We start from the raw sequence: 21,717 nt of genomic DNA, 5'->3' as shown, positions 1-21,717 counted from the left end.
AGCCGATCAAGGCCGGCTGATGGTGTAGCAGTTCCTTCGGGGCCCGGGTGCCACATGGCACCCGGGCCCCTCCGACGCGTGCTCCACGGGAAGGCACAGATGACAGCAGACGACTCGTTCGGCCGCCTCGACGACGACGACTACCCCGCCTACACCATGGGACGGGCCGCCGAGATGCTCAACACCACACAGGGATTCCTTCGCGCCATAGGCGAGGCCCGTCTCATCACCCCACTGCGCTCCGCGGGTGGCCACCGCCGTTACTCCCGCTACCAGCTCCGCATCGCCGCCCGCGCCCGCGAGCTCGTCGACGCCGGCACCCCGATCGAGGCTGCCTGCCGCATCGTCATCCTCGAAGACCAACTCGAGGAAGCCCAGCGCGTCAACGCCGAACACCACCGAGACACCAAGCCGCCCAGCGCGCCACCCGCCGCCTGAGCCCGTCGCGGCCGGTGGAAGTCCGGCAGATGCCGCCGCTCTACCAGGTGCGCCTTCCCTGGCCCTTCGTCCGGCGGCGACGCGCTGACCTGCTTCGCGTGGTCGGCATCCTCGCGCTGTGAAGGGCGAGCGTCCTTTCTGCAACGCTGCGCTCAGAGTGGGCCAATATCTATGGCCACGGCGTGAGGGTTTAACGCGCCGTGCCGAGAGTGTTATTGCGGCGGCAAGCAGAGTGGAGTTATTCACCGTACGCAGATCATTACGGCATGCTACTGTCGATCTCGGTTGCAGTTGTGGTTCCCAGAACTTCAGGCTTCTGCGTGGGTATTTTCGACCAGCGGAAGCTTCATTGTATTTCCGGTTTTCTCCGGTCGGGGCATCATCGCGGCGACGCGGGATCCGTACCTCACGGGTCTCGGCGTACCTGCCCCCTGAAGGAGATGTCACATGGCGTCAGGCACTGTGAAGTGGTTCAACGCGGCCAAGGGTTTCGGCTTCATCGAGCAGGACGGTGGCGGCGCTGACGTGTTCGCCCACTTCTCGAACATAGCCGCCCAGGGCTTCCGCGAGCTCCTTGAAGGCCAGAAGGTCACCTTCGACATCGCACCGAGCCAGAAGGGCCCGACGGCCGAGAACATCGTTCCCGCCTGACGCTGACGCGCACTTCGTAGCTGGGTCCCGCATCCTTCGGGGTGCGGGACCCAGCTACGGGCATCCTCCCGGGCGGGTGCCGTCTGCGGCAGAACCTTCGCCCGCAGAGCCGCTTCCACTCCTTCGGGGTCCCTCTCGCCGGTGGGGCGGGATTCCTCGCCCCTATGGCGTCACTCATTCCATGGCCTGCATCCCGATCCGGGATAAACCACCGGCCTCATTGTATTTCGCTCGGCCCGTTCTTGTGATTCCTTGCGCTGTTCTTCCGCTGCGGGAATTCCTTGATGCGTGCCGTATCAAGGAAGGTTCTGAATGAACCCCACACGTACGAACAACCGCTCTTCCCGCGCACGCAGCCGTACCGTCGAATCCGGCCGTGGCGGCAGCCGCTTCAACTCGACCACCCCGCCCCGCTCGGCTGCCCCGGCCCGTTCCGGCGGTTCGGGCCGCTCGGGTGGCCATGGGCGGCGACCCGTAGCGGTCCAGGGCGAGTTCGCTCTGCCGGTCACGGTCACTCCCGCGCTTCCCGCGGTCGAGGTGTTCGCCGACCTCGACATGCCGGGGGAGCTGCTGGCGGCGCTGACCGCCCAGGGCGTGAGCGTTCCGTTCCCGATCCAGGGTGCGACCCTGCCCAACACTCTCGCGGGCCGCGACGCACTCGGCCGGGGGCGCACCGGCTCCGGCAAGACACTTGCCTTTGGCCTGGCCCTGCTGGCCCGCACCGCCGGACGGCGCGCCGAGCCCCGACAGCCGCTCGCCCTGGTCCTCGTGCCGACGCGTGAGCTGGCCCAGCAGGTGACCGACGCTCTCACGCCCTATGCCCGCTCGGTCAAGCTGCGGCTGGCCACCGTGGTCGGCGGAATGTCGATCGGCAGGCAGGCCAACGCGCTGCGCGGTGGCGCCGAGGTCGTCGTGGCGACGCCGGGTCGGCTCAAGGACCTCATCGACCGCGGTGACTGCAGGCTTGACCAGGTCGCGATCACCGTGCTGGACGAGGCTGACCAGATGGCCGACATGGGCTTCATGCCCCAGGTCACCGAACTTCTGGACCAGGTCCGCCCCGAAGGGCAGCGGATGCTGTTCTCCGCCACCCTGGACCGCAACGTCGACCGCCTGGTCCGCCGCTACCTCAGCGACCCGGTCGTCCACTCCGTCGACCCCTCCGCCGGTGCGGTCACCACGATGGAGCACCACGTCCTGCACGTCCACGGCACCGACAAGCACCGGGCGACGACCGAGATCGCTGCGCGCGAAGGCAGGGTCATCATGTTCCTGGACACCAAGCGGGCCGTGGACAAGCTCACCGACCACCTGCTGGCCAGCGGTGTGCGGGCGGCGGCTCTGCACGGCGGGAAGGCGCAGTCCCAGCGCACCCGGACCCTGACCCAGTTCAAGACCGGGCACGTCACCGTGCTCGTGGCCACGAACGTCGCCGCCCGCGGTATCCACGTCGACAACCTCGACCTCGTCGTCAACGTCGACCCGCCGACCGACCACAAGGACTACCTCCACCGCGGCGGCCGGACCGCGCGGGCGGGGGAGTCCGGCAGCGTCGTCACCCTGGTCACCCCCAACCAGCGCCGCGACATGACCCGCCTCATGACCGCCGCCGGCATCGTGCCCCAGACCACCCAGATCCGCTCCGGGGAAGATGCACTCGGCCGAATCACCGGCGCCCAGGCCCCCTCAGGCATTCCCGTGACGATCACCGCGCCGGTGGCCGCGCGGCGTCAGCGCAGCGCGTCCTCGAGAGGCCGACGCAGCCCCGCCTCCGCGGCCCGGCGCGTGAGCGCACATCAGTCCGCCTTCGACGCGGCGGCCTGAGAACTTCGTGATCCGGAAGCTGACTCACCTGTGCAGGAGGCACCTTTTGACGCTGGTCCAGATGCAGCCCCGCTCGACCGAGGCCACAGCCGTGGGCAGGACGGTGGCCGACGTCATGGACACCGCCGGGCCGCAGGTATGCGACGACATGACCGTCGAGGTGGCCCTGTCCGTCATGGCCAGTGCTCATACCGGGCATCTGCTGGTCTGCGACGACATCGGTCTCTGCATCGGACTGGTCACTCGCGCCCGCCTCGCAGCAGTCCGTGAGAGCTCGGCGTACTCGGACAGGGTCCAGCTGCGGGACATCCTCGGCGACCGAGGACCGTTCGCCTCGCCCGTGACCACCATGGCCGAAGCCGGGCGCACGATGCGCTACAGCCACGTCGACGCCCTGCCCGTGGTCGACGAGCACGGCAGTGCCCTGGGCGTACTCGCCCTCGCCCGCTGAGCCGTCCCCACCCCGGCAGGACCACTCCCTTTTCGCTTCTCTCCCTGTGAGGCATCATGCGCTGTGTCATCGCCCGATTCCCGTTCGACCTGACCAGGAGCGGCGTCCTGGAATCGATGAAGGGCATCAAGCCCGAGCACGCCTCCGGCGAATCGGTGATCATCGGCCGACGCACCTACCCCGTCAAGCAGGTCGGACAGGTCATCACACGTCAGGACCGCCGCGACTTCAGCGCCGGCGAAGTCCTGCGGGCCATGACCCAGCTCGGCTTCACCTGCCGCGACCTGGCCCCGGTCCCCGCGCCCACCCGCGTTCTCAACCCGGTGCAGCAGGCATCCGCGCTGCTCGGCGCCCCTGTGGCCGCCTGACAGACGGGCAGACGCGAGCTGTCGGCAAGCATGGGTGAGGGTCCGGCCGGAGCACTCCGGCCGGACCCTCACCGCGTATCGAGGCGCCCCAGCGAGGCAGCGGGTCAGTGGTCGGAGTAGCTGAAGTCGCCCATCGTCCAGGCGCTGACGTCCTCGATCGCGACCCGGTACATCCCGCCTGTCTCCGGGATCCCCACCGTGCCCTGCAGAATCCGCGCCACGTGGAAGTGCAGATGCGTGGGCGGCCCTTCTTCGGGTTCATCGGTGGTGAACGTGGCGGAAAAGTCGCTCAGGCGGGCCGAGTCAGCAAGGACCTCCGACACTCGCTGCCTCCAGACGGCTTCGGGTGCCAGCCGGCCCGTGATGACAGCACCACCGGCGACCACGGTCAGGGGCATCTGATTGCTGCGCCCGGACTCCACCAGGGCGGCAACGTCAACAAGCAGCGCGTCATGCTTCGACATGAGGCCGATTATATTCGTCGAACATGGGCAGTCTTTCCCGCGCTGCCGCTCCGGGCAGGACAGCACTGAGGCCCTGTTGCTGGAAGCGCTGAACCGCCTGTGAGCGGCACGGCAGCCCGCACTTCTCCTGCCTGCGGCCGCCTGCTCCGATGGGGAGACGAGTCGGCTTACCTCCGTGTCGAGTCGGTCTTTGCGCTCGGCGCATGCTCCGTTGCGGGGATGAGTTCGGCCGGGACAGCGACGCGGACGTACGGTACCGGGCCGCGACGGATTCCCGGCTGACGCCCCACGTCGGCGGTGCGGCCGCTGGACGATCCGCACGAGTACGTACGTAGCGCGGCTTCCCGGCACCCCGCGCTGCCCGCGCGTGTGGTGGTGCGGCTGCTGCGCGACGCCGACACCGCGCAGGGCGCGGCAGGCGTCGGTCGTGGAGGAGATGCTCCGGTTGATCCAGCCTTCGGCCGATGCTCCGCCGGGGCCGTGAGGGCGGGGCGAAGGAGCGGCTCGTGCGGGGTGGGAAGGTAAATCCGTACGCCTGAAGCATTGGTGATTACCCTGGGAGAACAGTGTCCCAGGACCCCCTTATGCTGCACCCGAAGATCACGCGGGACCTGGGGAGGGCGCGGCATGCTCGGCAAATTGTTCGGCAGGGGCGGGGAGAGACCGGCGGAGGATCCGTACGCTCTGCCCGCATCGCGTCAGCGGAGGAACGGGACCCACACGCTCCGGGCGCTGGGGGACCGGCGGGTGCTCACGTTGGTCGAGGCGGCCGACGCCGGGGACTGGGAGGGCGTCAAGGCCGCGCTCGGGTCCTTCGACATCGGGCGGGACCATCGCGTGCTCGCTGAGCTGGCCGAGGTGGACGGGGTGGAGGAGTGGATCGGGCAGGCCGTCGAGGAGGACGCCGAGCAGCGGGCGGCCGCCCTGGTGATATCCGGGGCGCGGCATGTCAGCTGGGGGTGGGAGGCGCGCACCTCCGCGCGGGCCGCCGATGTCACCCAGCAGCAGTGGCGGGTCTTCAAGGAGCGGCTCGCCCTTGCCGAGGAGCAGCTTCTGGCAGCCGCCGAGCTGGAGCCCGGGTGGGTGACCCCGTGGCGGCGGCTCCTCACCTCCGGGCGGGGGCTGTCCTTGGGGGAGGACGTCAACCGGGCCCGGTTCGACGCCGCGCTGCGCCGTGATCCGCTGGACCTGGAGGTCCACATCGACTGGGTGTCACAGTTGCAGCCCCGGTGGGGCGGCGAGCCGGGTGAGGCGCTGGCGTTCGCCCGGGATGCGCTGGGGCGGGCTCCGCAGGGGCATCCGCTCGGCTGTGTGATCGCCATGGCCTCCATCGAGGAGTGGGTCGAGTCGGACGACGAGGACCGCCTCGGATCCGACGAGATCCGGGCGGAGCTGCGCGACGCGGCCGACCACAGCATCCTCCACCCCGCCTACGTGCGGCGTCCTGGGTGGCAGCACGACTTCAGCATGTTCGCCATGGCCCTGTCGATCGCCGACGAGCGCCACACGGTCCGGCGTGTCTTCCGCGAGCTCGACGGCGCCTACACCGGCTGGCCCTGGACCTACTTCGACGATCCCGAAGGGCAGTTCGCCCATCGGCACCGCCACAACCGCGCCTGAGCGGCGAGTTCCGGCTCCTCTCCGTATGCCGCTCGGCGGCTCTCTTCCCTGGACGGTCCGATGACTCTCCCTCTTCCCGTGTCCCCGGACGGCGCCGACCGCGCCTTCCAGGTGGATCTGCGCGGCCTCGTCGATCTCCTCTCCCATCACCTCTACTCCAGCCCGCGCGTCTATCTGCGCGAACTCCTCCAGAACGCGGTCGACGCCCTGACCGCCCGGCGAGGCCTCGAACCGGACGCGCCCGCCGACGCCTTCGGCATCCGGCTGTTCGCCGACGGGTCCGTGGTCCGCGTCGAGGACGACGGCGTCGGGCTCAGCGAGGCGGACGTACACACCTTCCTCGCCACGATCGGGCGCAGCAGCAAGCGCGCCGACGGGATCGCCGAGCAACGCGGTGACTTCATCGGGCAGTTCGGGATCGGGCTGCTGTCGTGCTTCCTCGTGGCGGACGAGATCCACGTGCTCAGCCGCTCCGCCCGGACCCCCGACGCACCCGCCGTGGAGTGGCGCGGCCACGGGGATGGCAGCTACAGCGTCCGGACCCTGCCCGCCTCCGCCCGGCCCCGGCCCGGGACCACCGTCACGCTCACGCCGCGCAGCGATACGGGGGAGTGGACCCGGCCCGCGCAGGTGTACGCGCTGGGGCGGCACTTCGGGTCCCTGCTGCGCCATCCGGTGACCTTCAGCGACGGTACGGCGGGGGCCTCGGCTGTCTTTGTCAATCCCGAACCCGCGCCCTGGGCGCGTACGTTCCCCACCCCGGGCTCCCGGTCCCGTGCGCTGGCCGCGTACGGCGAGGAGGTCTTCGGGTTCGCCCCGCTGGACACCATCGAGCTCGACCTGCCGGCCGTCGGGCTGAAGGGCATCGCCTGCGTGCTGCCCGAGGCGGTGCCCGCCGGGCGGCGTCACGGCCATCGGGTGCACGTCAAGGGCATGCTGCTCTCCGAGCAGGCCGACGAGATCCTGCCGGAGTGGGCCTTCTTCGTCCGCTGCGTCATCGACGCCGAGAGCCTGCGCCCGACCGCGTCCCGCGAGTCGCTGTACGAGGACGACACGCTCGCGGCCGTCCGCGACGCCCTCGCCGAGCGGCTGCGCGCGTGGATCGCCCGGGCCGCTGCCAGCGATCCGGATCTGCTCGGCCGGTTCCTGCAAGCCCATCACCTTGCCGTGAAGTCGCTCGCCGTGCACGACGACGAGATCCTGCGGCTGCTGTTGCCCTGGCTGCCGTTCGAGACCACCGACGGCCACACCACCCTCGACGAGTTCGCGCGCACCCACCGCACGGTGCTCGTGACATCGAGCGTGGAGGAGTTCCGGCAGGTCTCGGCGATCGCCTCGGCCGCCGGGCTCGGCGTGGTCAACGGCGGCTACACCTACGACCGCGAACTGGTCCACCGGCTGCCCGAGATCAGGCCCGAGGCGAGCGTCGCCGACCTCGATCCGGCCACCCTCACCGCCCACCTCGACCCCGTCGACCGTGAGACCGAACTGGCCGCGTCGGCCTACCTCGCCCTGGCCCGCGACGCGCTGGCCGTCTTCGACTGCGATGTCGCGCTGCGTACGTTCCATCCCGCATCAGCGCCCGCCCTGCTCGTCGACAGCCGCGAGGCCCGGCACGAGCGCACCCGCTCCCAGCTCGCCCGCGAGCAGGAGGGCGGCCTGTGGGGCGACATCCTCGGCGCGCTGCGCCAGGAGGCCCCGCGGGCCCAGCTGATCCTCAACCAGCTCAACCCGCTGGTGCGCACCGCCGTGGCCATCGACGAGCCCGAGCTGGCCCGTACCAGTGCCGAGGCCCTCTACGGGCAGGCCGCGCTGCTCTCCCGGCGCCCGCTCCGGCCCGCCGAGTCGAGCCTGATCAACCGCTCCTTCCTCGATCTTCTCGCCCACGCCCTCCGCAAGGACAGCTGACGATGCCTACCGCACCTCACCCCCGGAGCACCGACGAGCTGTTCCACGCGCTCCGGGAGAACCACCGGCTCCCCTACGGCCGCACCCGGACCGTCACCGCCGAGGAACTCGTCGACGCCGCCGAGCGGTTCGCCGAGCCCGTCCCGCTCATCCACGCCCTCCTCGAACTCCAGGAGGCATACACCTACGGTTCCGACCCCCGGAAGTCGCCCGTCGTCTTCGCCCGCCTGCTCGCCCTCTTCGACGAGCAGCCCGAGGCCTTCGACGAGCGCCTGCGCCACCAGCTGTTCTGGCGGTTCAAGTGGGTGGCCAACGCCCTGCGCGCGCTGCCCGAGATACCGCTGTCCAGCCTGCGCCAGTGGCTGACCGAGATGCGTGACCGGTACGAGAAGGAGGGCCTGGGCCTCCAGCCCTACTACGGGCAGGCCTACCAGCTCGCCGTCCACGTGGGTGAGGACACCACCCTCGCCTACGAGCTCTGGGCGGGCCGCCGCCGGACCCCGCACAGCGACTGCGAGGCCTGCGAGATCTGCGAGCGTGCCCTGTACCGCATCGCCGCGGGCGACGACGAGCGCGCGCTGGAGGTCTGGGCGCCGGTCCTGGCCGGGAAGGAGTCCTGCCAGGAGGAGCCTGCCCGCTCGGTCTCGTACGCGCTGCTGCCCCTGCTGCGCACCGGCCACGCCGATCGGGCCCGGGAGCTGCACCTCGCCGGGTACCGCGCCTGCCGGCGCAATCCTTCGATGGCCGGAGAGGTCGGCCGGCACCTGGAGTTCTGTGCCCTGACCGGCAACGAGGCGCGTGGGCTCGAACTGCTCGCGGAGAACCGGAACCTGTTCGACGAGGTGGATTCGCCACTGGACCAGCTCGACTTCCTGACCGGTGTCGAGGTGCTGCTGAGCCGCGTCGAGGGCCTCGGCCACGGTGAACTGCCCGTGGCCGGGTACGCGGGCCGTGCCTGGACCGTGGCGGGGCTGTGCGCCGAGGTACGGGGCCGGGGCGAGGGCCTGGCCGCCCGCTTCGACACCCGTAACGGAACGACGGCCCACTCCGGCCGCCGCAAGGACCGCCTCGACCGCGCCCCGCTCCTGGACGCGCTGCAACTGGCCCTGCGCACCCGCGGTCTGGACGACCTGGCCCCGGGCGATGCACCGGTTGCCGCGTCCGTCTCGCGTACGGCCGCTGCCGTGCCCGAGGATCTGCCCGAACTCATCTGCCGGGCGAGGGCGTTGGAGGAGGAGGGGCATCCGGACGCGCGGGCCTGCTGGGCGCGGCTGCGTACGCTCGTCGCCGCCCGCGACTACACCCACCCCGAGGACCCGGCCGTCGGCCCGTACGGCCGGCTGTGCGCGGACCTGCTGCGCGACGAGGCGTACCGGGCGGCCGAGCGCGGCGATCACGCCTCCGCCGTCGATCTCCACGAGGAGGCCGCCGGGCTGTACGAGGACGCCGGAGTGCCGGATGAGGTGGTGCTGGGCCGGGCCTGCGCCCTGCTCGCCGCCGCCGAGGCCCCCGGGGAGGAGGGTGAGGACGAGGTCGAGGTGAAGGCCGCCGTCCTGGCCGACGCCCATGCCGCTGTGGTCCGGCTGCAGGAGGAGGCACCCGGCCTCGCCCCGTACATCGAGGGGCGCCTGCTGAGGCTGCGGGCGTCCGCGCTCGGCGTGCGCCTGCAGACGACGGGGGATCAGGCGCACGCCGCCGTCGTCTTCGCCGAGGCGGATCTGCTCCAGGAGTTCGCCACCCGGCACGGCCTCACCACGCAGGTCTCCGGCGCGATGCTGCTGCGGGCCGGCACGTACGCGCTCTCCGGCGACCTGCCGGCGGCGGTCGCCGAGATCGACGCCCTCCGCGACCGGCTGGCGTCGCACGGTCCGGCCTGGCACCTGCCGCGCGCGCTCGGCCTGCGCGGCCGGCTGCAGCTCGGCCTCCGCGACGCGGCCGCCGCGCACGCGGACCTGGCGGAAGGGCTGCGCCTGGCCGCCGCGTGGCCGGCCGACGCGGTCGACACCTCGCGTCTGCACGGTGATCTGGCCCAGGCGTGCATGCACCTCGGCCGCCCCGACGAGGCGCTGACCCATCTGACCCGGTCGGCGGAGGCGGATCTGCGGGACGGCAAGCGGATGGACGCGTTCTGCACGTACAGCAACGCCGCCCAGCTCAGCCTCGACCTCGGCCGCGTCGAGGACTGCATCGCACTGCTCGACTCGCTGCTCGCCGAACCGGACGTCAAAGGAGGTGAGTTGGATGACCGACTGGTCGCCCAGCTGCGTCTCGTACGTGCCCGGGCGCTGCACGCGGGCGACGATCTCAAGGCCGCCACGGCGGAGTTCGTCGCCCTCGCGGCCGAGTCGGCCGGCTGGGACGACGATCCGGGGAGCCACGCCATGATCGCGGCGGAGACGGCGATGATCCTCGGTGAGGCGGGCGAGTTCGACCGGGCCGGTGAGGTCGCGGAACGGGCGCTCGCCGCCCATACCCTGTCCCCGCGCTACGAGTTGGTCAGCAACTGCCTGCGGGAGCTCGCCCGCCTCCGGGCCCAGCGGCAGGGCCCCGACGGCCTGGCCGGCGCCCTCGCCCATCTGGCCGAGGCCGGGCGGGTCGCGGACGCGGCCCGTGCCGCCGGGTTCCAGCCCGAGGGGCGCTCCCTGGAGACCGCCCTGGCCTACGAGCACGGGCGGGTCCATGCCTATGTCGGCGCGTACGAGGACGCCCTCACCGCCCTGGAGGAGGCGCTGGCCCTGCTGGGTGAGCCGGAGCCGGAGGAGGGCAGCGCGGGCGAGTGGGCGGAGTGCGTCCGTCTCTCGGGTGCGGTGGAGGGGATCTACCTGGAACGCCCCGCGCCCGCGCTCGTCCGGCTCGACGCGGCGGTCGCCCGGCTGACGGCGCTCGGCCGTCTGGAGGAGTGCGAGCCGCTGGCCTCCCTGGCGGCCCAGTTGCGCGACGAGGGGTGAGGGGCGAGGGCTGAGGGGCGCGGGGCGGGGGCGGTGTGTCCGGCAGGCGGGCAAGGTGCGTTCGGTCTCCGGCTCCTCACCGCTTCCGCGCTCCTGATGGCCCGCCCGATCCGGGAACCGCGCCGGGTGCCGGACCGGCTCTGAACACCGCCGGACCGGCTCTGAACACCGTCGGACCCGTCGGACCCGTACCACTTCGATGGCGTACGGCTGCTGAAGGCGTGCACTACGTGGTCGGCCGGAGTGAGGAGGTGCTGGACGCGCTGCCCGTCGCCGTGAGGGACCGGGCGGCGGCATCGCGGTTGCCGCCGTGGCGTGCGGAGGAGTACGCCGCTTCGCGGACGCTGCTGCGCGCCCTGCTGCGGGAGATCGGCAAGGACCTGAGGGTTGGGCCGGTCGCCGCTCACCCGAGCGGTCGGCCGTACCTGCCCGAGGCCCGGCGCAGAAGCGAGTTCGCCTGGATCTTCAGGGTCCAGGAGGCGTGTGTGAAGGCGGTCGGACGGGGGCTCTCCGGCCGCCCGTGGAACGTGTCGGTGAACCTCGGCCAACAGGCTGGTGACTGGGGACGGGTGAGCTGGTGCGCCCCGCGCGGCGGGGAGCCGGTCCCGGTGGGCTGCGCCTGGAACGCGGGCCCTCAGAGCGCCAGTTGAGCCGTGCCGCCGACGGCCCCGGCCACTCTGCCTTGCAGACAGGGCTTCTATCCTGAGCCGAGCGCGGGCGACCGCAGGGGTACGGGCCATCGGGGGATCGGGTCAGCATGAGCGGCGGCAGGGAACAGCACGACGGCGAGCGCTACACCGCCATGGAGGGCATACGCCCCCTCGTGGCCGGTGATCCGGAACGGATCGGGCCCTATCCGCTGCTCGGCCGGCTGGGGGCGGGCGGCATGGGCCGGGTCTATCTGGCCCGTTCGGCGGGGGGCCGTACGGTCGCGGTGAAGGTCGTCCACGAGGAACATATCTCCAACCGGGAGTTCCGGGCCCGCTTCCGCCGCGAGATCGATGCCGCCCGCCGCGTCGGCGGCCGCTACACCGCCCCGGTGCTGGACGCCGACGCCGATGCCGACCATCCGTGGGTGGCCACCGGCTATGTGCCGGGACCCTCCCTCGAACAGGCCGTACGGGAACACGGCCCGCTCCCCGCCGAATCCGTACACGCCCTGGCCGAGGGGCTGTTGCGGGCGCTGCGCGGCATCCACGCCGCCGGAATCGTGCACCGGGACCTGAAGCCGTCCAACGTCCTGCTCACCGTCGACGGCCCCCGCGTCATCGACTTCGGCATCGCCCGCGCGCTCCAGGTCTCGGCCGAGTCGCTGCTGACGAGCACCGGCATGGTCATCGGCTCGCCCGGTTTCATGGCGCCCGAGCAGATCCTCGGCGAGGAGACCGGTACGGGGGCGGACGTCTTCGCGCTCGGCTGCGTCCTGATGTACGCGGCCACGGGGCAGCTGCCGTTCGGGAACGGGGCGAGCAACCAGCACGCCGTGATGTACCGCATCGTCGAGTCCGCGCCGGACCTCAGCCAGGTGGGGGACGCCGCTTTGCACGAGCTGATCGCGCGCTGCCTGACCAAGAAGCCCGCCGAAAGACCGGGCGTGGAAGCGCTGTTGGCGGGTGCCGGTTCGTCTGAGGGCCCGGGCGCCGCCCTGCGCGGCGGGGCGTGGCTGCCGCCGCGGCTCCTGGCCCGGCTGGCCCGGCAGGCGGCGGTGCTGCTGGACGCGGATGTGCCGAAGGTGGCTGAGGCTGTGCCCGTACCGGGGGCTGAACCGGGGCCCGTACGCGTACCCGTGACGGAGGCTGAAGCGGCACCGGAGGCGGCACCGGCACCGGAAGCGGCACCGGCACAGGAGGAGGCGCCCGCTCCCGCACCTGACCCCGCTCCCGCACCGGAACCGACCCCCGCTCCGGGAGCCGCGCCCCCGCCCGCCCTGGTCGTCTCGGCGGAGGAGCCCGGCGGAAGGGCCCCGCGCCGTCGTCGGCGTACCTGGGTCGTGGCGGCCGCGGTCCTCGCCGTGCTGGCCACCGGCTCCACCGTCGCCTTTCTCCAGCACGGCTTCGGCGCCCGCACGGACGCCCGAGACAGCGACGCGGCCGCGCCCTCCGGAACCGGCGACGGCCCCTCCGCCCCGGCCTCCGCAGGCCCCACGGGCGAGGGCGGGAACGAGGAGAAGGCGAAGGACAAGGGCAAGGACGGCAAGGGCCAAGAGCAGGAGAAGGGCAAGGGCGGCGACGCAGGCGCGGGTGAGGCCTCCGGCTCCGGCGGAACCGCCGTCCCCGGGGGCAGTGGCTCCGGATCAGGCGGCTCGGTCGGCTCAGGGTCCTCCTCGTCCAGCGCCAGCGGCGGCGGTACCCAGCCCGGCTCCGGCTCGTCCGACAACGGCGCGTCCGGTCCGGGGTCCAGCTCCGGATCCAGCTCCAGCTCCGGCTCCGGCTCCGGAACCGCGCCGGAGCCGCCCGCCCCGGACCCCGACCCCCCGGCCCCGGACAACCGGGTGCCGCAGCACTTCGTCGGGACCTGGTCGATCGCGTCGCAGTACGACGTCCTCCAGCCCCACACCGTGGTCATCCGGCGCGTGTCCCCGGGACAGGTCGCGGTGACGCTCGTCGCGGACGTACAGGGTTCGGGGCACTGCGAGTACGCGGCGGCGCTCTCGTCCGTGACGAACGGTGGGAACCGGATCAACGTGGGTACCGCCACGGTGGACAAGGCACGTTCCACCGGGATGTGCCGGGACACCGACCCCTCGTTCTTCGCCGTCGACGGGTCCGGCATCCTGCACGACGTCGGCCCCGCCCACGGCAGCGGCTACCGCTACAACCGGGCCTGACACCGCCCGGAGAGGGCCGCGGGGCCCGGGCGCCTCAGCCCTGCGCCTCGCCCGGGTACGCGGTCTCGAACGCCGCGCGGAACAGGGCTGTGACGTCCTGGCCCGTCAGCCCCTCCGCCCGGGCCTGGTCCATCCACTCGGCCAGGGCCGCGCGGAGCGGCGAGCCGGGGCCGGACTGGGGCTGGGCGAGGGAACGGGTGATGAACGTGCCCGCTCCCTGGCGCACCTCGGCCAGACCCGCGCGCTCCAGCTCGCGGTAGGCCTTGAGCGTGGTGTTCGGGTTGACCTTGGTCGTGGCGGCGACCTGGGCCGCGGTGGGCAGCCGGTCGCCCTCCTCCAGTGCTCCCATGCGCAGCGCCTGTTCGACCTGGCGCACGATCTGGAGGTACGTCGCCACCCCGCTGCGCCGGTCGATGCGGAACACGACCACGGACTTCACCTTCCGCTCGATTGCCGACACTTTACGTAGGGGACGCGCACGGCCCCTACAGCGGGCGGCGCGAGACCCGCCACAGGACGAACCCCGTGAGGAATGCCGTCCCGGCGAGCAGGATGCCTGCCGCGGTCCACTGCATGGCCGCCATCTGGTCGTAGTCGAGGTACTCGATGACGTCGTTGATGATGCCGTGCTCCTCGACGCACGCGTTCTGCGCCTTCTCGGTGGCCTCGGCGCAGGTGCCCCAGCCGAAGAGCTCCCCCTGCGCGTTGCCGACCCAGCGGTCCACCTCGTACGCCTCGTCGAAGCGGGCCGGGAGCTCGGTGCCCTTCGGGTACGTGAACATCTGGGTGGAGCCGAGACGGACCCGGACCTCGTCCCAGACGAACTGGGTGACGGCGGTGAAGAGGAACGTGACGACCATGGCGGGCAGCACGCGGCGCACCAGGACGCCGATCGTGATACCGGCGGCGGTCACGAAGAGGAGGAGCGCGGGCAGGACCGGTCCGGTGTTGTCGAAGATCGGGCCCTCGACCCACTCGCTGAGGAAGAAGGAGCGGTGCGGCTCCCACCACCAGGTGAACGCGGCCGAGAGCATCAGACCGATGACCAGGGCCAGGGTGTAGGCGAGGCCCAGCTTGGCGATCAGCCACTGACGGCGGGTCACGGACTGGGTGGTGACCAGCTGCGCGGTGCCGTTCTCCCGGTCGCCCGCGATGAGCGGGGCGCCGATGAAGACGGCGAGGATCAACGGGAGGCCCGAGAGGAGGGAGGAGACGTAGCTGTAACTCCGGCTGTCGTCGACCGCGTACCGGACGTCCTTCTCCGGCCAGCCGCCCGCTTCGAGGAGCTGGACCATCTCGTGCCGCTGGTACACGATCCAGAGCGTGCCGAGCACGGCGAGGCCGAGGACACAGGCCAGCGCGGTGCGGTGCTGGCGTACGACGAGCCAGGGCAGGCCGCGCAGCAGGCGGCGCCGGGGCCGGAGTCCGGCGGGGGTCTCGGTCAGGGTGGGGGTGCTCATGCGGCCTGGGTCCCTTCGGCGTCGACGCGGGCGCCCTGGGTGTAGAGCGAGGGTGCGTCCGGTGAGCGGAGATGGGCGAGCAGGACTTCCTCCAGGGAGGGTTCGACGCTCTCCCAGTCGGCGGACAGCGGTCCCTTCGGCCGGATCATCGCCTGGAACTGCCGTCCCTGGACGCGGGATTCGACCACGGTGTGCCGGTCGAGCTCGGTCGGCAGGGAGCCCTCCCGGGCCACGCCCGTCACCAGGGTGTGGGCGGGTACGAGCGCGTCGGCGTCCCCGGCCATCCGGATCCGGCCCTCCGCGACGACCAGGAGGTAGTCGCACATGTCCTCCAGCTCGGTCAGCATGTGGGAGGACATCACCACCGTGGTCCCGCGCTCGACGGCCTCCGCCATCAGCAGCGTGCTCATCTCGTCGCGGGCCAGCGGGTCGAGGTCCGACATCGGCTCGTCGAGGAGCAGCAGGTCGGGGCGCTTGCCGAAGGCGAGGGCGAAGGCGACGCGGGTGCGCTGGCCGCCGGAGAGCGTGCCGATCCGGGCGTGCGTCGGCACGTTGCCGGAGCGCACGATCCGCTCGGCCGCAGCCGCGTCCCAGCCGGGGTTGAGCTCGGCGCCCATCCGCAGGGTGTCGGCCACGGTGAACCGCTTGAACAGCGGCTTGTCCTGGCCGAGGAAGGCGAATCGCGGCATCACGGCGGGGTCGTCGACGGGAACGCCGAAGATCCGCAACTCCCCCGTGGTCGGCTGCACCTGACGCGTCGCCAGTCCCAGCAGGGTGCTCTTCCCGGCGCCGTTGGGCCCGACCAGTCCGCAGATGCGTCCGGCCGGAATGCGGAAGGAGCAGTCGCGCAGCGCCCAGCCGCGGAAGTAGCGCTTGCCCAGTCCGCGGGCCTCAAGGGCCCAGCTGCCCGCGGTTGCGTTCGGAGTGCTCGTGTCTGCCACGCGCCTCGCCTCGATTCCATTAGTCAATTAATGGAATCATGGTGTTCTGAGGGAATGCCTGTCAAGCGCACGCCGATGCGCGTGCGCACGGGGAGGGGGCTTCTCAGCCGCGCAGGTGCTGCCGCTCGCCGCGGTCGAGGGGCGTGGCCGCGGGTGACCGTCGGGTCGGTGATCGGTGCGGGGGCCGCCGCCGGGAACCTGGCGGGGACGCGCGAGTGATTCCCCCTACGACGAGGGCGCGCAGCCCAGCACCATCTTCACCGCCGCGTCCAGGCAGCCGCGTTCGGGTGCCGTCAGGAACAGGTTCTCCCGCTGGCGGGCCCGGGCGCGGGCCAGGTCGGCGGCGTCGGTGCCGCCGTCGCCGGCCAGCTCCGCGAGGAGCGCCGTCAGCAGCGTACGGGCCCCGGCCTCGGGCGCCGGGAACTCCGGGGCGAGCGCCACCCGGGCCAGGGTCAGCGCCGACATCGCCCGGTCGAGGGCGGGCGGACCCTCCGTGGCGGTAGACCAGTCGATCACCACTGGACCCCGGTCCGTGAGCATCACGTTCTCCGGGTGCAGGTCGAGGTGGAGGACGCAGTCCTGCGGATCGGCCGAGACGCGGGGCGGGATCGCATGCAGTTCGCGCAGCAGCCGGGCCAGCAGCACGCCCCCCTCGGCGGCGCCCAGGGCCCCCGCCAGCAGGGCCTCGGACATCGTCGGGCCGGTCAGCCGCTGGAGCACCAGATCCGTGGGGCGGGCCCCGTCGGCGGGCGGGCCGATGCGCGGCACCGGGTACCCGAAGGCGCGGACGTACGACATCACGGCCAGTTCCTCCGTGGTGTCGGAGCGGTCGCGGTAGCGGCGAAGGACCCAGGAGCCGTCGAGTTCGTACACGTCGGCGGTGCGTCCCGAGCCCAGAAGTTGCCCTGTGTGCATGGGGCCGAACCTACCCGGGCGTACCGGCGAAGGGGAGACGCCGGGCGGCTTCGGGCGGCTCCCCGCGGGGAGGCGGTGCCGCCAAAGCCACCCTGGCGCGGGAGGTCCCCATAACGCGGGAGGAGGGGGTGAACGGGATCTCCTGTGCCCGGTCCGCGCGCGGCTACGGTGTCGGCAATTCCTTGGTCCGGACCAACCCCCCACCGGGCCGGGACACCCCCCTGAAACAAGGAGAGTTACGTGGAGAACACCAAGCTCCGCAGACGCGTGCTCGCCACCGCAACCGCCACGGTGGCCGTGGGCGCGCTCGCAATCGCGGGACTGGCCGGAGTGGCGTCCGCCGGCCCGTCGGGAACCACCGCCCCGGCCGTCTCCGCCGACAGCCTCTCGCCCGGCCTGCTGGCCGCCATGGAACGCGACCTCGGGCTCGACGCGGACGCCGCCACGTCCCGGATAGCGGGCGAGTACCGTGCCGCCGCCATCGCCGCCGGTCTGGAGAAGTCCCTCGGCACCAGCTTCGCCGGGGCCCGGGTCAGCGGGGACAAGGCGGACCTCACCGTCTCCACGACCGACGCCTCCGAGGCCGCCCTCATCACGAAGGCGGGCGCCAGGGCCGAGGTCGTCGGCCACAGCCTGGACCGCCTCGAAGCGGTCAAGGACGCCCTCGACAAGGCGGCGCTGAGCAAGGCCCCGAAGAACGTGCCCGTCTGGTACGTCGACGTCGAGGCCAACCGGGTCGTCGTGAACGCCGCGAGCACCTCGGCCGGCCAGGCGTTCGTCAAGGCCGCCGGGGTCAGCGACCAACTGGTCACCGTCGCCCGCTCCACGGAGCAGCCCCGCCCCCTCGCGGACATCCGCGGCGGCGACGCGTACTACATGGGCGGCGGCGGCCGTTGTTCCGTCGGCTTCTCCGTGACGCGCGGCGGCACCCAGAACGGCTTCGTCACCGCCGGCCACTGCGGCCGGACCGGCACCGCCACCAACGGCGTCAACCAGCAGGCCCAGGGCACCTTCCAGGGCTCGACCTTCCCCGGTCGTGACTACGCCTGGGTCGCCACCAACGCCAACTGGGTGCCGAAGCCCCTGGTCAACGGCTACGGGCGCGGCGATGTGACCGTCGCCGGCTCCACCCCGTCCGTCGTCGGCGCCTCGGTCTGCCGGTCCGGTTCCACCACCGGCTGGCACTGCGGCACGATCCAGCAGCTCAACACCAGCGTCACCTACCCGGAGGGCACCATCTCCGGTGTGACCCGCACCAGCGTCTGCGCCGAACCGGGCGACTCCGGCGGCGCGTACATCTCCGGCAGCCAGGCGCAGGGCGTCACCTCCGGCGGCTCCGGCAACTGCTCCTCCGGCGGTACGACGTACTTCCAGCCGCTCCTCCCGGCCCTGCAGGCGTACGGGCTGACGCTCGTCACCAGCGGCGGCGGCAACCCGACCACCCCGCCCACCACCCCGCCGCCCACCGACCAGCCGGGCGGCACCTGGGCAGCGGGCACGACCTACGCCGTCGGCGCCACCGTGACGTACGGCGGAGCGACCTACCGCTGCCTCCAGGGACACACGGCCCAGGCCGGCTGGACCCCGGCGGCCGTCCCGGCCCTCTGGCAGCGCATCTGACCGCCGCCCCGACCGCCCGTGGCCCGCGGGCCTGTCCCGCGGGCCCTGCTCCATCGGCCACCGGCGTCACCGAACCTCCTGAACCTCTCCGCCTCCCCGCACCGAGGACTTCGAGGAGATTGTCATGACCCCACAGATGGACAACACAACCCCTCATGATCCGCAGGCGTCTGACGATGCGTCGGGCCATCCGCGGCGCATCAGCCGCAAAGGCCTCCTGAAGGCCGCGATCGTCGCGAGCGCGGCTCCTCTGCTCGCCGGAGGAGGCGTCGCCCTCGCCCGGGACGCCGCCTCATCGGACGGGGGTGCTCTCCTGGCACCCACCCCCGCAGTGCGACGACGGCGACGATACGACACCGCCGCAGATGGAGGGGCCGTACTTCAAGCCCAACTCCCCGCGGCGCACCAGCCTGGTGACGTCCGGCACCCCGGGCGTACCGCTCACCGTGAGCGGCTACGTCTTCGGGCGGGCCTGCCGGCCCATCTCCGGTGCCCTGCTGGACTTCTGGCAGGCCGACACCAACGGGTCCTACGACATGGCCCAGTACGCCTTCCGGGGGCACCAGTTCACCGGTGCCGACGGGGCGTTCAGCCTCACCACGATCGCCCCGGGCCTCTACCCGGGGCGCACCCGCCACATCCATGTGAAGGCGCAGGCGCCCGGGGGCCGCATCCTCACCACGCAGCTCTACTTCCCGGGGGAGCCGCGCAACAACACCGACGCCCTGTTCGACCCGGAGCTGCTGATGAACGTCCGCAGCGTCGGCAACGGGCGCCAGGGCACCTTCGACTTCGTGCTGGACGTCGCCCAGACACCGGGCCCGAGCGATCCGCCGACCGATCCGCCGGGTGGCACCTGGGTACCCGGAACCTCCTACAGCGCGGGAGACCGCGTCACCTACGGCGGGGTCGCCTACCGCTGCCGGCAGGCACACCGGTCCATGACGGGCTGGGAGCCGCCGAACGTCCCCGCGCTGTGGGAACGCGGGTAGACACAGCAGCCGCGCAGGCGCACCACCGCCCCGCGCCCCGTTCACGCCGTCCGGCGCGTGAACGGGGCGCTTCGCGTGCGGTCTCCCGTGATCCATGGGGCCGGGGAACTCGTCGCCGGCCGGGTGAAACATTTGCCCGGACCTGGCGCGTCGATCAGATGAAGGGGCGGAACGGAGGTCGGAAGACGATGGACGGGGGAAGGCATGAGGACATCGCGTGCCGAGGAGTTCAAGGAGTTCGCTGCCGGGCGGGCGAGCCATCTGTACCGCTCGGCCTGCCTGCTGACCAGCGGTGACGTTCACCTTGCCGAGGATCTGGTGCAGGAGACGCTGGGCCGGATGTACGTCCACTGGGGCCGGGCCAGGCGGATCGACAACCCGGCGGCGTACGCGCAGACCGTGCTCGTCCGGATATTCCTGACCCATCGGCGCCGCCGCTCCGCCTCGGAACGCCCGCTGGCCGAGCTGCCCGAGGAGAGCCGGACCGACCCCGACGATCCGGCGCTGCGGATGACGCTGCTCCGGGCGCTCGCCCAACTGGCACCGAAGGACCGTGCGGTGGTGGTCCTCAGGTACTGGGAGGACCGGAGCATCGAGGAGACCGCCGTCGCGCTCCAGGTCAGCCCCGCTGCCGTACGGACCCGCTGCGTGCGAGCCCTCGGGCGGCTCCGTGCCCAGCTGGGCGGCAGCATCGCGGAGTTCGCCGCTCGCTGACCGGGCATCCGCGTTGCCGCTCCCGCGTCCAGGCCGATTCACCCAGCCGCGTATTCAGCCGTGTGTCCAGTCGCGTGTCCAGCCGTGTAGTCAGCCAGGCATTCAGAACGAGAAGTGGTGGTTTCCCATGCCCTTTGAAGACGAACTCAGCGAGGAGCTCCGCCGGACCGGGGAGACCTTCGAACTGACCACCCGCACCGCCGTGGTCGACGGCGCTCTGGAACAGGGGCGCCGCTCGCTCCGGCGCCGCCGGAGCGCCGCTGTGGCGGGCAGCGTGCTGGCCCTGGCCCTCGTCGGGGGAGGCGGAGCGTTCGGGGCCGGACTGCTGGGCGGTGGCCCCGGAGGAGGTACGGAGGTGGCGAGCGGCGGGCCGGCGGCTCCGGTGAGCCTGCCGGGCGGTCTCTCCGAGGAGAAGCTGGCCGCCGTCCTGGAGGAACTGCTCCCGCCGGGCAAGGTCAGCGAGGCGCGGGGGACGCTGACCGGGGACGACAAGGGCCCGAACCGCGCCTCGGTGTCCGCTGTCTACGACGACGGCAAGGGGAAGGGGTCGGTCCAGGTCTTCCTGTATCCCGCGCCGGGCAGCAATGCGGCCAAGGGCACCGATTGTGAGGAGCGACCGGGCGTGGCCCCCGGCATCGTCAGCGGCGAGCAAGGGTACGACTCCGGGCTCACCGTCTGCTTCGACACCGGGGCCAGGGCCGCTGGAGCGCCGGGCCCGGGCGGCTCGGCCGACGCGGCGCGGGCCGTCTTCTTCACGGCCGGCGGCGTCGCGGTGGACGCCCGCGCCTACGACCGGGTGACGGGCGGCGGGACCGGGGCCACCCGTCCCGGCCCCGCCCTGGACGACAAGGGGCTCATGGATCTGGCGCGGGCCGACGAGTGGCGCCCGCTGGCGGCCGCGCTGACGGGCGGGGCCGACACGGTGGGCACCGACGGGGCCTCCTCCTCGACCGTGCAGCCGACGCCCGCCGCCGAGGACGCTCCCCGCGCCGGGCAGGAGAACCCGCGTCCCGGGCAGGAGACCCCGCGGGCCGGTCAGGGTTCGCCGGACCCGTCGCGCCCGGGGGAGAAGGGGTCGCAGGCGCCCCCGCTCGACAACGCGCTGCTGATGCCGACCCTCCTGAGGCTGCTGCCCGAGGGCCTCACGGTGGGGGAGAGGATCGACGGCGAGGGAGAGTTCGCCTCCGTCGTCGTCGACGACGGGCAGGGGAAGACCCTGGTGCAGATCAACGTGCAGCCCGACATGCGGAGCGTCGCCGACGCTCTGTACGGCGACGCGACGACGCTGCCCGACGGGACGCTGCTCGCCACCTCCCAGCAGCCCGGGGAGAAGGGCGGCGCGGGGGTCGTCTGGTGGACGGCCGACACGATGCGGCCCGACGGTCTGCGGGTGGTGGTCTCCGCCTTCAACTCCGGCGCGCAGTCCACGCCCGCGACCCGTCCGGAGCCTGCGCTCACCATGGAGCAGCTCACGGCGGTGGCGACCAGCCCGGAGTGGCTGAAGCTCCAGCAGAAGTAGGGACGGTTCCGGCGGAAGCAGGGAGCTCGATGGGACCGCACTCCGGAGGCGGGCCCC

At 72.2% G+C, this 21,717-nt stretch carries 18 protein-coding genes and 1 pseudogene; 14 read left to right on the top strand and 5 right to left on the bottom strand.

What is annotated here, in order from left to right:
- The first annotated feature begins 99 nt into the window (after positions 1–99).
- The 5 genes from AMK21_RS04600 (at position 100) to AMK21_RS04580 (ending at position 3,732) form a co-directional block, all read left to right on the top strand.
- On the top strand, positions 100–438 hold the full coding sequence (locus tag AMK21_RS04600; RefSeq protein ID WP_073874471.1) for a MerR family transcriptional regulator: 339 nt from the start codon (positions 100–102) through the stop codon (positions 436–438).
- A 447-nt stretch (positions 439–885) separates the two neighbouring features.
- The gene (locus tag AMK21_RS04595; protein WP_056786685.1) at positions 886–1,089 is read left to right on the top strand and encodes a cold-shock protein; all 204 of its coding nucleotides are present in this window, start codon (positions 886–888) and stop codon (positions 1,087–1,089) included.
- Between the two features lie 312 nt (positions 1,090–1,401).
- The gene (locus AMK21_RS04590; protein WP_073874469.1) at positions 1,402–2,913 is read left to right on the top strand and encodes a DEAD/DEAH box helicase; all 1,512 of its coding nucleotides are present in this window, start codon (positions 1,402–1,404) and stop codon (positions 2,911–2,913) included.
- Positions 2,914–2,959: 46 nt separating this feature from the next.
- A complete protein-coding gene (locus AMK21_RS04585) occupies positions 2,960–3,364 on the top strand; it encodes a CBS domain-containing protein (RefSeq protein WP_073874467.1) in 405 nt (134 codons plus the stop codon).
- 56 nt (positions 3,365–3,420) lie between these two features.
- A complete protein-coding gene (locus AMK21_RS04580; protein WP_073874465.1) occupies positions 3,421–3,732 on the top strand; it encodes an SCO5918 family protein in 312 nt (103 codons plus the stop codon).
- A gap of 104 nt (positions 3,733–3,836) precedes the next feature.
- Here AMK21_RS04580 and AMK21_RS04575 read toward each other — a convergent pair whose 3' ends face one another.
- A complete protein-coding gene (locus AMK21_RS04575) occupies positions 3,837–4,196 on the bottom strand; it encodes a hypothetical protein (protein ID WP_073874463.1) in 360 nt (119 codons plus the stop codon).
- Between the two features lie 627 nt (positions 4,197–4,823).
- Here AMK21_RS04575 and AMK21_RS04570 point away from each other — a divergent pair.
- The 5 genes from AMK21_RS04570 (at position 4,824) to AMK21_RS04550 (ending at position 13,499) form a co-directional block, all read left to right on the top strand.
- Positions 4,824–5,816: a hypothetical protein gene (locus tag AMK21_RS04570; protein ID WP_073874461.1), complete on the top strand. Its 993-nt coding sequence runs from the start codon at positions 4,824–4,826 to the stop codon at positions 5,814–5,816.
- Positions 5,817–5,876: 60 nt separating this feature from the next.
- Positions 5,877–7,724, top strand: a complete 1,848-nt coding sequence (locus tag AMK21_RS04565; protein WP_073874459.1) for an HSP90 family protein — start codon at positions 5,877–5,879, stop codon at positions 7,722–7,724.
- A 2-nt stretch (positions 7,725–7,726) separates the two neighbouring features.
- Complete coding sequence (locus tag AMK21_RS04560) at positions 7,727–10,672, top strand: hypothetical protein (protein ID WP_073874457.1); 2,946 nt, start codon at positions 7,727–7,729, stop codon at positions 10,670–10,672.
- A gap of 230 nt (positions 10,673–10,902) precedes the next feature.
- Entirely contained in the window at positions 10,903–11,322 is a 420-nt protein-coding gene (locus tag AMK21_RS04555; protein ID WP_073875541.1) for a hypothetical protein, read from the top strand.
- A 107-nt stretch (positions 11,323–11,429) separates the two neighbouring features.
- Positions 11,430–13,499, top strand: coding sequence for a serine/threonine-protein kinase (locus AMK21_RS04550; RefSeq protein ID WP_073874455.1), 2,070 nt, complete (start codon positions 11,430–11,432; stop codon positions 13,497–13,499).
- A gap of 34 nt (positions 13,500–13,533) precedes the next feature.
- Here AMK21_RS04550 and AMK21_RS04545 read toward each other — a convergent pair whose 3' ends face one another.
- The 4 genes from AMK21_RS04545 to AMK21_RS04530 all read right to left on the bottom strand — a co-directional run bounded on the left by AMK21_RS04545 (position 13,534) and on the right by AMK21_RS04530 (position 16,815).
- Positions 13,534–13,938: a GntR family transcriptional regulator gene (locus tag AMK21_RS04545; protein WP_079181069.1), complete on the bottom strand. Its 405-nt coding sequence runs from the start codon at positions 13,936–13,938 to the stop codon at positions 13,534–13,536.
- 46 nt (positions 13,939–13,984) lie between these two features.
- On the bottom strand, positions 13,985–14,959 hold the full coding sequence (locus AMK21_RS04540; protein ID WP_073874452.1) for an ABC transporter permease: 975 nt from the start codon (positions 14,957–14,959) through the stop codon (positions 13,985–13,987).
- Entirely contained in the window at positions 14,956–15,900 is a 945-nt protein-coding gene (locus AMK21_RS04535; RefSeq protein ID WP_073874450.1) for an ABC transporter ATP-binding protein, read from the bottom strand. Before AMK21_RS04535 ends, AMK21_RS04540 begins: the two co-directional genes overlap by 4 nt.
- Before the next feature lie 225 nt (positions 15,901–16,125).
- Positions 16,126–16,815 carry a phosphotransferase gene (locus AMK21_RS04530; RefSeq protein ID WP_073874447.1) on the bottom strand — a complete coding sequence of 230 codons (690 nt, stop codon included), beginning with the start codon at positions 16,813–16,815 and terminating at the stop codon, positions 16,126–16,128.
- Positions 16,816–17,055: 240 nt separating this feature from the next.
- Between AMK21_RS04530 and AMK21_RS04525 the strand changes: the two genes are divergently transcribed.
- The 4 genes and pseudogenes from AMK21_RS04525 (at position 17,056) to AMK21_RS35740 (ending at position 21,660) form a co-directional block, all read left to right on the top strand.
- Positions 17,056–18,435: a carbohydrate-binding protein gene (locus tag AMK21_RS04525; RefSeq protein WP_073874445.1), complete on the top strand. Its 1,380-nt coding sequence runs from the start codon at positions 17,056–17,058 to the stop codon at positions 18,433–18,435.
- 136 nt (positions 18,436–18,571) lie between these two features.
- Positions 18,572–19,427: pseudogene (locus AMK21_RS04520) on the top strand (carbohydrate-binding protein).
- A gap of 204 nt (positions 19,428–19,631) precedes the next feature.
- Positions 19,632–20,141, top strand: coding sequence for a SigE family RNA polymerase sigma factor (locus tag AMK21_RS04515; protein ID WP_073874443.1), 510 nt, complete (start codon positions 19,632–19,634; stop codon positions 20,139–20,141).
- A 127-nt stretch (positions 20,142–20,268) separates the two neighbouring features.
- Positions 20,269–21,660: a hypothetical protein gene (locus tag AMK21_RS35740; RefSeq protein WP_234421822.1), complete on the top strand. Its 1,392-nt coding sequence runs from the start codon at positions 20,269–20,271 to the stop codon at positions 21,658–21,660.
- Positions 21,661–21,717: the final 57 nt, after the last annotated feature.

The sequence above is a fragment of the Streptomyces sp. CB00316 genome (assembly GCF_001905595.1).
GTDB lineage: Bacteria > Actinomycetota > Actinomycetes > Streptomycetales > Streptomycetaceae > Streptomyces.
This window is presented reverse-complemented; position numbering and strand designations above follow the sequence as displayed.